Here is an 11230-nt window from a genome sequence, read left to right as displayed (position 1 = left end):
GGTACAATAGAATTGTACTTAGTGATAGCACATATGTAAAAGAAGCTATCCGGCAATTTGCTCGTATATATTTTATTTTGTTGCCCGTGGACCGGCGTAGTATTAGTCGGCAATCCAAGGCAGAATTACTTTTATAATTTGGAATACGTGGTGTAAAAGAAAGGAAAGGAAACGACATGTTAGGTACATTTACTTTTGAAAATCCGACTCGAATTCATTTTGGTCAGAACGCATTGGAATCATTGAATCAGGAACTGCCTAAGTTCGGTAAGAATGTTCTGCTTGTATATGGTGGCGGTTCTATTAAGAAATCAGGACTTTACGATCAAGTGGTTGAAATTTTAAAAGCCAACGGCAAGACGATTACTGAGGATGCCGGCGTTATGTCTAATCCTACGGTAGATAAATTATATGAAGGCGTAGAACGAGCTAAAGCAGGCAATGTAGATTTTATCTTGGCTGTAGGCGGCGGCTCCGTTATTGACTATGCGAAAGCTGTGTCGGTATCGATTAATTGTAAAGAAGATCCATGGGAAAAATATTTTGAACGCATGGAGGATGTGGATTGTGAAATCGTACCGGTAGGGACTGTTTTAACAATGGTAGGTACAGGCTCTGAAATGAACGGTGGCTCGGTTATTACGAACCATGCTAAAAAATTGAAAATCGGTCATGTATTCGGCCCTAATGTATTCCCTAAATTCTCTATCCTAGACCCTACTTACACTTACACATTGCCTACGTATCAGATGGTAGTCGGGTTCTTTGACATCATGTCTCACCTACTGGAACAATATTTCTCCGGTACCGATGATAATACATCGGACTATGTAATTGAAGGCTTATTGCGTTCCGTAATTCATAGTGCACGCATTGCCGTGAAGAATCCTAAGGACTATGAAGCACGCAGTAATATTATGTGGACAGCCACTTGGGCACGGAACACATTCACTCATATGGGAAAACCGGGCGACTGGATGGTTCACATGCTTGGTCAGGCGGTAGGTGCCTATACCGATGCTACTCACGGTATGACCTTGTCGGCTGTTTCTATTCCGTACTACAAACATATTTTACAGGATGGTTTGCCTAAGTTTAAACGCTATGCCTTGAATGTATGGAATGTAGATCCAGCCGGTAAAACGGATGAAGAAATTGCATTGGCCGGTTTAGACGCTATGGCCGATTACATGCGTGAAATCGGTGTGGTTATGAACTTAACCGACCTTGGCGCTACACCTGAAATGATTGAAGGTATTGCTGATGCTACGTTTATTCTTAAAGGCGGCTATAAAGTATTGACACGTGATGAAGTAGTTGCCATTTTAAAAGCCAGCTTATAATTTCCGCATATTGAGCCATAGTATTAGGCTGAGTTTATGATATATCGCAAGCTTGAGCGTAGGTTATATCGCATGCTTGAGCGTATGTTATATCGTAAGGAAAGGATACACAGTGATGACGAGACCTTATATTTTTTGCCACATGGAAACCAGTTTAGACGGGAAAATCATGGGGAAATATTTGTGGCGCCCCAATGCCGTCGATGAAGGCGATTCTTTTGACATAGTGCAGCATCAGAAGTATGAGTACCAAGCGCTTATTTTATGCCGTACGACGATTGATGATAATTTTACGTATTATGAAAAACCACAGGTTAATGAAGCGGCACCTGAGGTTCCGGCGGGCGACTTTATTGCTGAAGGCGCTTCTTTGGGGCAGTTCATGATTGCCATTGACAGCAAGGGTAAATTGGCGTGGCCTGACAACACGGCGGAAGATGGCGATATGAAGCCGCATGTGGTGTCCATCTTAACGGAAGCTACGCCGAATAGTTATAAAGATTTTCTTCGCCAAAAAGGCATCAGCTATTTAATCTGCGGCAAGGATTCTGTTGATTTGGCCCTTGCTTGTGAAAAGATTAAAGAGGTTCTTAAGGTTGAAAAAATGATGCTCGGCGGCGGAGCCGTGCTTAACTGGAGCTTCCTCCAAGCCGGCCTTGTTGACGAAGTGAGTCAGGTTATTGCACCGGCTGCAGATGGCAGTACGTCAACGCAAACTCTTTTCATGGCTAAGCCGGGTATCACCAAAGATCAGCCGATAATTTTCAAGCCGTTGAGCGTTGAAATCATGGAAGATGATGCGGTTTGGATTCGTTGGCAGGTTGGTGAAAAAGTTGATTTCGACTTTGACAACGACCCAACCTATAAAGAAGTAATGGGCATGATTGAGGCTCATAAATAAGGGCCGGCTCAAGTAGATAGTCAAAGCTAAAAACTAAAGCTTTAGAATCTTAAAATTTTTAAAATATATAACTAAAACCCCTGTTCATCAGCAAATGCCGGTGAGCAGGGGTTTTGTGTTTATGCTTTAGTTATTAGTGGGGTACCACGTTTTATTAATACCAACGCGTCATTGGTAAATCATTGTTGATGCCTTTAGTAGCTAGAATCTGATGTAAGTCCATCATGCCGTTGGCAAAAGCAGCGGCACAGCCGTTAAGGTATAAATCCCACATGCGGATGAAGCGTTCGTCGAATTTTGGGCGAATGGTTGGGAGCTGGGCACGGAAGTTTTTATCCCATTCCAATAAGGTTTTATTGTAGTGCATGCGGAGGTTTTCTACGTCTAAGATGTGGAATTTATCATCCGTCATATCGGAAATCATTTCACGCAGGCTTGGCAGCATACCGCCCGGGAAGATGTATTTGCTCATCCATGCGTCGCCCGGTTTTTCATCCATACCGCTGATGAAATGGAGAAGAAAAACACCACCGTCAACGAGGACGGAGTCTACGCAGTCGTTGAATAATTGATAGTTTTCACGGCCCACATGTTCAACCATGCCGACGCTCACAACGCGGTCGAATTCTAAGTCCGATTTTGGTAAATCGCGGTAGTCCATGAGCTTCACTTCGAGATAGTCTTCCAAGTGGTTTTCCTTGATGCGTTCCTGGAATTTTTCATACTGTTCATGGCTGAGCGTAATGCCGGTGCCCTTGATTTTGTATTTTTTAGCCGCTTCGAGGAGTAAATAACCCCAACCACAGCCGATATCTAAGAGGCGCATGCCTTCTTTTAAATACAGTTTGTCCAAAATGCGATGGATTTTATTCATCTGTGCTTCGTAAAGAGTCGTATTCTCATCTTCGAAGTAAGCGCAAGAGTACTGCATGGTTTCATCGAGCCAAAGGGAATAGAAATCGTTGCCGATATCGTAGTGGCTCTGCACTTCTTCCGCTTGGTGTTTCTTGGTAAGCGGATTGTGGGTTAGTTTTGTGAGTACGTCGCCGGCCGTGGAAAACTGATCCATCTGGCCGAGGAAGTGGTTCAGTGCGAAGTATAAATCGCCTTCAATTTCTAAATTGCCGTCCATGTATGCTTCGCCGAGAGCGATAGATGTACTCGTCATGAGCTTGGTTGCGGGAATGGGTTCTTTCATATCTACTGTAAAAAGAGGTTCCCCTTCGCCAATTATATATTCATTATCTTTAAATTTTACTTTAAAAGGATTGGCATCAAATCGTTTTAAGAAACTAATCATTGCCTTTTCCTCTATTTTTTCACCTAAATTGCCTAACATTTCAAGGTACCTCCTTATTAAAATTTTGACTAGCTTCTCTTTATATACTAAAACTTTAGATGTGAAAAGTCAAACAATTTGGCGGTTGTAATATGTAATAATAGATATAGAAAATATAAATAGATGAAAATATTTTTATTGTGTTATTATAAAGAATAATTAATAATGCCCCTACCTGAAATCGCGAGGATTACAGGCAAGGGCATTTTAGTAATTGAGAGTTCCTATCTACTACATAGTGTCTAATGAAATAAGTTTATTAGTTTTTAAATATAATGAGTGAATAGAAGTATTAAATTTCACGCATCGTTAAGGTCGACAATTTGCCGGTGCCGACCTTATCGCAAGTGTAAAAGGAGGCGTGAAGGGTTGCTGTTAATTTGAAGTGATTACGTTAGGATACTGATCTTACATTGCTGATTGTGACTATGTTGAACTATTTAGCTATTTGGTCCAAAGCTTGGGCTAAATCGGCAATGATGTCGTCCGCATCTTCAAGACCAACGGATAAGCGCACGAGGCCTTCGCTGATGTTGGCAGCGGCCAATTCTTCTTTGGTGTACGTGGAGTGCGTCATGGACGCTGCATGCTCGATAAGCGTTTCAGCATCGCCTAAAGAAACGGCTAAGCGGCAAAGTTTTACGCTGTTCATAACAACTGCTCCTTCTTTGACACCGCCTTTTAATTCGAAGGATACCATACCGCCCGGCAAGGCCATTTGCTTTTTAGCCAATTCATATTGTGGGAAGCTGGTGAGGCCCGGATAGTTTACGGATTTAACAGCCGGATGCGTTTCGAGGAATTGAGCGACTTTCATGGCATTGGCGCAATGACGTTCCATGCGGATGGCCAACGTTTTAAGGCCGCGCGCTACGAGGAAGGCGTCGAATGGGCTGAGTACCGCACCGGTCATGTCTTTGATGCCGTATAAGCAAACTTGCGTTAAGAAGTCGGTAGAGCCGCAAACGAAACCGGCAATGACGTCACCGTGACCATTTAAGTACTTGGTGGCGGAATGTACAACTACATCGGCGCCCAAGGATAACGGCTTCTGGATGTAAGGCGTGCAGAAGGTATTATCTACCACAACGAGGCAGTCTGTCTGGGCATGACTGAGGTCGGCAATGGCTTTAATGTCAATGATTTTAAGCGTCGGGTTAGCCGGCGTTTCTAAATAGACCACTTTTGTATTTGGTTTGAATGCTTTTTTCACAGCGTCTAAATCGGCCATGTCAACGAACGTCACGTCTACGCCCATGCGGGTTAAACCGTGGTTGAGGAGGGCGAAGGTGCAGCCGTATAAAGTGTCACAAGCGATAACATGATCGCCCGCTTTAAGGGCCGTCCACAAAGTGGCAGAGATAGCGCCCATGCCGGAGGCGGTGGACATACAAGCTTCGGCCCCTTCTAAAAGGGCTAATTTTTCTTCCAACTGCGTGTTGGTCGGATTGCCTAAGCGGGAGTAGATATAACCGCCTTCTTCGAGGGCAAAGCGACGACCACCCTGTTCGGCAGAGTCGAATACGAATGTAGATGATTGATAAATCGGAGCGGTTAAGGCACCGAATGTATTAGGCGCCGTACCGCCGTGAATTGCTTTAGTAGAGAATCCCTTGTTTTTTAAATCTTCCATGTTGTATACCTCCTAAACGTGTCTTTTCAAAACGGACTTGTTATTGGGAACACCGTTTATTTTGAGGTCAGTGTAACACGGAAAATTAATGCTGTATAATATCCCTTGGACTGCATTTACCATGCATTAAAACTATATCTAAATAAATTGATATATGACGGATAAATATAGCCACCGGCATAGGCCGATGGCTCTTTGGCATAAGAAATCTGTGTTATTGTTACGGCGTAGGCGATGGGCGAATCATTCAGGCCTCGTTTTTTATCAGGGAAAAAGCGGGATGGCTTAAGGAATCGATGGAATCTTCCAAGAGTTCCACATATTCCGTCATGGCCGGTGTCATAGGGGTATTGCGAAGTTTTATCCAGCCGATGTTGATGAGGTCTAAAGCACCTTCCAGAGGAATGGATAGGATGCGATCCTTGGTGATGTCCGGCAACAAACAGCCACAGCCGATGGTAAAGGCGTCGGTACAGGCCAAGAGGCGTAAAATGGTGGAACGGTCCGACACGACGAGTGAGCGATTGTCCTGAAGACCGCGGACACTCACTTCTTCGGCGTATTGATAGGAGTCATTGCCCTGATAGTATTTGATATACGGATAGTCTTGTAAATCTTCGACAGTAAGTGATTGGGCATCTTTTAAGGGGTGTTTGTGACCGAGGTAAACGCATGGCGGGAACTGGCGGAGCGGTGTAAACTCGATGCCCTTTTGGGCAAAGAGACGCTTCATAAATTTGTTATTGCTCCGCGACATGTAGAGGATGCCCAGCTGACTTTTACCGAGGAGCACATTGTCGATGACTTTGGATGTGCGACATTCGTTGAATACGATGGTGTAGTCCGGTGTTTTTTTCAAACGTTTCACAAAATTGGTGAGCGCATCGATGGAGAACATGTAGTGCTGCGCCGAGATGGTGAGGGTCAGGCGATTGTTGATGCTATCTTGATTGAAGTAATTGTTGAGACCGTTGACCTGTTCTAAAATGCGATGGGCGTAGTCTAAAAACTCAAGGCCTTCAACGGTGAAGGAAACACCGTGGCGCGTGCGTTCCAAGATTGTAATATCGAATTCTTTTTCCAAATCCTTGATGGACTTCGAGAGGCTCGGCTGGGCGATAAAAAGACGCTGCGCCGCGACAGTAATGGATTGGCATTTGGATATTTCGACTAAGTAACGCAATTGTTGTAAGGTCATAAGGACGCCTCCTAAGTGACATAGCTTTAAACTATAGTAACAGCACTTAATTAAGTATTTCACAGCGTATTTTTAACATGTTATGCTGAACCTATATTAAGTATCGTTAGACGTAGCGGTACGTCCCTCACGGATAGTTAACTATAACAGGTATAAAAACTACGGGATTATGGAGATATAAGACTTTTATTAAGGTATATTACTAGGTTGATAAATAAATTGAATTATATGACGTTTTTATTGTAACAGGGAATGCAAAAAAAAGTCATGCTTTATAAGAATATATACTATGAGAAATTGTACTTATATGTCATAATGTATAATTAGAGGAGGTTTTCATGAACAAGGAAATTCAAGTTGAGGCGACGCTTACGGCTGTCGGCGAACCGGTTGCTATAGGGATGAGCAAAGCGGCCAGAGCCGGCATGAGCGACGCTGAGTGGCGTGAAGCCACCCGTTTTGACAGTACTGACTGGGGTTGGATTATCATGAGTATCGGCATGGCTATTGGCGCAGGTATCGTGTTCTTGCCCGTTCAAGTCGGTATTGTAGGGGTGTGGGTGTACTTGTTGGCAGCGGCCGTGGGGTATCCGGCGCTCTATCTGTTCCAGCGCTTATTCGTTAATACCTTGGCGGTATCGCCGGAATGTACGGATTATCCATCCGTTATTTCCCATTATTTAGGGAAAAACTGGGGTATTTTCTTAGGGGCGATTTATTTCGTTATGATTGTCATCAGTATCTTCGTGTATTCCACGGCAATTACCAATGACAGTGCGTCTTTCTTATACTCCTTCAACGTAACGGACACGATTCTGTCGAGTAATCCGTTCTACGGGTTGGGTGTTATTTGTTTATTGGTGGCCATTGCGGCTCAAGGGGAGAAGATTCTTTTCAAAGTATCCACCGGGCTGGTACTTACTAAGTTATTGGCTATTGTTGCTTTAGGCCTCATCATGGTGAGCCATTGGAATTTGGCGAATATTCCGGCTGTACCAAGCTTATCGGAAGCGCTCTACAAAGCATTTACCATGTTGCCGTTGACGCTTACGTCAATCTTGTTTATTCAGACATTGAGTCCTATGGTAATTTCGTACCGCTCCCACAATAAATCGGTGGCGGTGGCATGGCACAAATCCTTGCGAGCCATGAATATATCGTTCGGCGTTCTTTTCGTGACCATCTTTTTCTTTGCCATTTCCTTTAATTTGGCCATGAGTCATGAGCAAGCCGTTATGGCGGCCAGTCAAAATATTTCCGCCTTGGCTATTGCAGCGAGTGAAATGGACGGCGATACGGTGAGAATTTTAAGCTTATTGCTTAATATTTTCTCGATTATGACAGCCTTCTTCGGCGTATTCCTGGCATTCAAAGAATCGTGTCAGGGAATTGCTATTAATTTGTTAAAACGCGTGTATGACGAAGATCGTATTAATCGTAAAGCGATTGCGTGGGGCACCTTGGTGTTCGGCGTGTTGGTCGCTTGGGGTGCTATTATTTTGAACATCCCGGTACTTCGTCTTTTGACTTGGATGGGACCGATTATGGGTATTATCGGCTGCTTTATCCCCATCTATTTGGTGTATAAACTGGACTTTTTGGCTCGCTTCAGAAGCCCGAGCCTCATGTTTATTATAGCCGCCGGCATCTTGCTCAGTATTTCGCCGTTTTTCTAAAAAAATTACTGAGCGAATCATAGGCGCCGGTGCGTTCTTGACGTTTATCAGTCATTAATGTGTAACAATTATTAGCAATTAAGTCGTTAAAATTAAAAATCAAAGCAGTAAATGTAGTAAAGACAGTAATTTGCAGGACCGAATCAAGAGAGAGCTTTTGTTTAGCGTGAAATCAGTTTCCAACAGCGATAACTGCATTCAATGAAATGCAGACGCAAATATATAAGTATATACCGGGAGGCTTTACTATGCGTAAAATGAAGACTATGGACGGCAACCAAGCCGCCGCACACATTTCGTACGGGTTCACCGAGGTGGCTGCGATTTATCCGATTACTCCGTCATCACCGATGCCGGAACATGTGGATGAATGGGCGGCCAACGGGCGTAAAAATGTGTTCGGACACACTGTTAAGGTAGTAGAAATGCAATCGGAGGCCGGCGCCGCCGGTGCCGTTCACGGTTCGTTACAGGCAGGTGCTTTGACGACTACGTTTACGTCAGCACAAGGCTTGCTCTTGATGATTCCTAATTTATATAAAGTAGCCGGGGAACTGTTACCGGCTGTATTCCAAGTGGCGTCGCGCGCGTTGGCAACTCATGCGTTGTCGATTTTTGGCGACCACCAAGACGTAATGGCTTGTCGCGCCACGGGCTGTGCCATGCTGGCCGAATCGTCCGTGCAGGAAGTTATGGATTTGAGCGCCGTTGCTCATTTGGCAGCTATTAAAGGCCGTATGCCGTTTATTAACTTCTTTGACGGCTTCAGAACGTCTCATGAAATTCAAAAAATCGAAGTCCTCGACTATGATGAATTGGCACCGTTACTCGATCGGGATGCCCTCAAAGCATTCCGCAAACGGGCGCTCACGCCGGATGCACCGGTGACGCGCGGCACGGCGGAAAATCCGGATGTGTACTTCACCCATCGTGAAGCATCCAATCCGTTCTATTTGGATATTCCGGGCATTGTTGAAGAATATATGGCTGAAATCAGCAAACTCACGGGCCGCAAATATCATTTGTTCAACTATGAAGGCGCTCCTGATGCTACGGACGTTGTAGTTGTAATGGGCGCGGGTGCTCAGGTAGCGAATGAAACGGTGGAATACTTATTGGCTAAGGGCCGCAAAGTAGGTGCCATCAATGTGCATCTTTTCAGACCGTTTGCTATGGACCGCTTCGTTGAAGCCTTGCCTAAGACGGTTAAACGCATTGCCGTACTTGACCGCACGAAAGAACCGGGTTCCATGGGCGAACCTTTATTCCTCGATGTGCAGGCTGCCATTGCGCGTGCAAAACTCGACATCAACGTTATCGGCGGTCGTTACGGCCTCGGTTCCCGCGATGTGATTCCGGCTGACATTGTAGCTGCCTTTGATAATTTGGCAGCCGCTGATCCAAAACCTGAATTCACCATCGGCATCGTCGATGATGTAACCGGTTTATCTTTGCCGCGTCCGGACAATGTTTGGATCGATGCCTCCCATATTACGGCTTGTAAATTCTGGGGCTTTGGTTCCGACGGTACGGTAGGCGCCAATAAAACGGCTATCAAGATTATCGGTGACCATACGGATATGTATGCGCAGGCCTATTTTGACTATGATTCTAAAAAATCCGGCGGCGTGACTATGTCACATTTGCGTTTTGGCAAAAAGCCGATTAATAAACCATACTTGGTGACCAGACCTACATTCGTAGCCTGCCATCGCCAAGCTTATGTAAATGAATACGATATTTTACAAGGCATCGAAGAAGGGGGCACCTTCTTATTGAACTGCACTTGGACGCCGGCAGAACTTTCTGAAAAATTACCGGCTGCCATGAAGCGGACCATTGCCAATAAAAAACTTAAATTCTACATCATTAATGCGGCACAGATTGCGCAAGACATCGGTCTTGGCGGACGCATTAACATGATTTGTCAGTCCGCGTTCTTCAAATTGGCCAACATCATTCCGATTGAAGACGCTGTACAGTACCTCAAAGATTCCATCGTGGCTACTTATGGCAAAAAAGGTCAAGCCATTATCGACATGAACATGATGGCTGTCGACAAAGGGGTTAATGCCATTGTACCGGTAACGGTACCGGCTGATTGGGCCGATGCGGTGGATGCGCCGGCTATTGAAACGCAGGACATTCCTGATTATGTAAAAGATGTTTGCCGTCCTATTAATGCGCAAAAAGGTTACGACCTACCGGTTAGCGCTTTCATGGGCCATGAAGACGGTACGTTACCGGCTGGTACAGCAGCTTATGAAAAACGCGGTGTTGCTTTATTCGTACCGCATTGGCACAAAGAAAACTGTATCCAATGTAATCAGTGTGCCTTCGTTTGTCCGCATGCCACGATTCGTCCGGTATTGGCTACGGCTGAAGAAGTGGCAGAAGCTCCTGAAGGTTTTGAAACGATTCCGGCTATGGGCGCCGGCGACTTGCAGTTCCGCATCTCCGTATCGCCACTCGATTGCTTAGGTTGCGGCAATTGCGTACAGATTTGTCCGTCGCCTAAGGGTAAAGCGATTACCATGACGCCGATTGATGAAGAATTACAATTGGCTGACGCTTGGAACTATGGTGTTAACTTACCTACCAAGGCTAACCCAATGAAGAAAGAAACGGTTAAAGGCAGCCAATTCGAAGTGCCACTCCTCGAATTCTCCGGTGCTTGTGCCGGTTGTGGTGAAACACCGTATGCGCGCCTTGTTACCCAACTTTTCGGTGACCGTATGATGATTGCCAATGCAGCCGGTTGCTCCTCTATCTGGGGCGGATCCATGCCGACATCTTCCTACACGGTTAATCAGGCCGGCCAAGGTCCGACTTGGGCTAACTCCCTCTTCGAAGACAATGCGGAATTCGGTTACGGTATGCGCGTAGGCACGACGAAGATTCGTGAACAAATCGCTGAATATGCGGCAACGGCCATCAATGAATGTGATGATTCTCAGGCAGAATTGAAAGATGCTCTTACTGATTGGGTAGAACATCGTGAACAGGGCGCCGGTACTCGTGAACGGTCTGCTCGTTTGGTAGCCCTTCTTGAAGCGGTGACTGAACCGACTAAAGCTATGACGGCTATTTTAGAAGAAAAACAATACCTGGCCAAACGTTCGCAGTGGATTTTCGGCGGC

At 45.2% G+C, this 11230-nt stretch carries 7 protein-coding genes; 4 read left to right on the top strand and 3 right to left on the bottom strand.

All coding sequences use genetic code 11. The features are described 5' to 3' along the window. The first annotated feature begins 176 nt into the window (after positions 1–176). Together E7204_RS02920 and E7204_RS02915 are read left to right on the top strand one after the other, a co-directional pair. A complete protein-coding gene (locus E7204_RS02920; RefSeq protein WP_295181386.1) occupies positions 177–1343 on the top strand; it encodes an iron-containing alcohol dehydrogenase in 1167 nt (388 codons plus the stop codon). A 115-nt stretch (positions 1344–1458) separates the two neighbouring features. Further along, the gene (locus tag E7204_RS02915; protein WP_295181384.1) at positions 1459–2244 is read left to right on the top strand and encodes a RibD family protein; all 786 of its coding nucleotides are present in this window, start codon (positions 1459–1461) and stop codon (positions 2242–2244) included. A gap of 154 nt (positions 2245–2398) precedes the next feature. Here E7204_RS02915 and E7204_RS02910 read toward each other — a convergent pair whose 3' ends face one another. From E7204_RS02910 to E7204_RS02900, 3 genes are all read right to left on the bottom strand, one after another. Then, positions 2399–3583 carry a cyclopropane-fatty-acyl-phospholipid synthase family protein gene (locus tag E7204_RS02910; RefSeq protein ID WP_295181382.1) on the bottom strand — a complete coding sequence of 395 codons (1185 nt, stop codon included), beginning with the start codon at positions 3581–3583 and terminating at the stop codon, positions 2399–2401. 436 nt (positions 3584–4019) lie between these two features. After that, positions 4020–5216, bottom strand: coding sequence for a methionine gamma-lyase (megL, locus tag E7204_RS02905; RefSeq protein WP_295181380.1), 1197 nt, complete (start codon positions 5214–5216; stop codon positions 4020–4022). A 247-nt stretch (positions 5217–5463) separates the two neighbouring features. Next, positions 5464–6414 (bottom strand): LysR family transcriptional regulator, encoded by a 951-nt coding sequence (locus E7204_RS02900; protein ID WP_295181378.1) that lies wholly within the window; start codon positions 6412–6414, stop codon positions 5464–5466. A gap of 425 nt (positions 6415–6839) precedes the next feature. On the opposite strand from E7204_RS02900, the gene E7204_RS02895 reads away from it, so the two are divergent. Continuing rightward, positions 6840–8090 (top strand): hypothetical protein, encoded by a 1251-nt coding sequence (locus E7204_RS02895; RefSeq protein ID WP_295181388.1) that lies wholly within the window; start codon positions 6840–6842, stop codon positions 8088–8090. Between the two features lie 248 nt (positions 8091–8338). Next, on the top strand, positions 8339–11230 hold a 2892-nt coding region (nifJ, locus tag E7204_RS02890), incomplete at its 3' end, for a pyruvate:ferredoxin (flavodoxin) oxidoreductase (protein ID WP_295181376.1).

The organism is Veillonella sp. (genome assembly GCF_015058545.1).
In the GTDB taxonomy this organism is placed as follows: domain Bacteria; phylum Bacillota; class Negativicutes; order Veillonellales; family Veillonellaceae; genus Veillonella_A.
The sequence above is the reverse complement of the archived record's forward strand: the minus strand, read 5'-3'. Positions and strand labels throughout refer to the sequence as shown.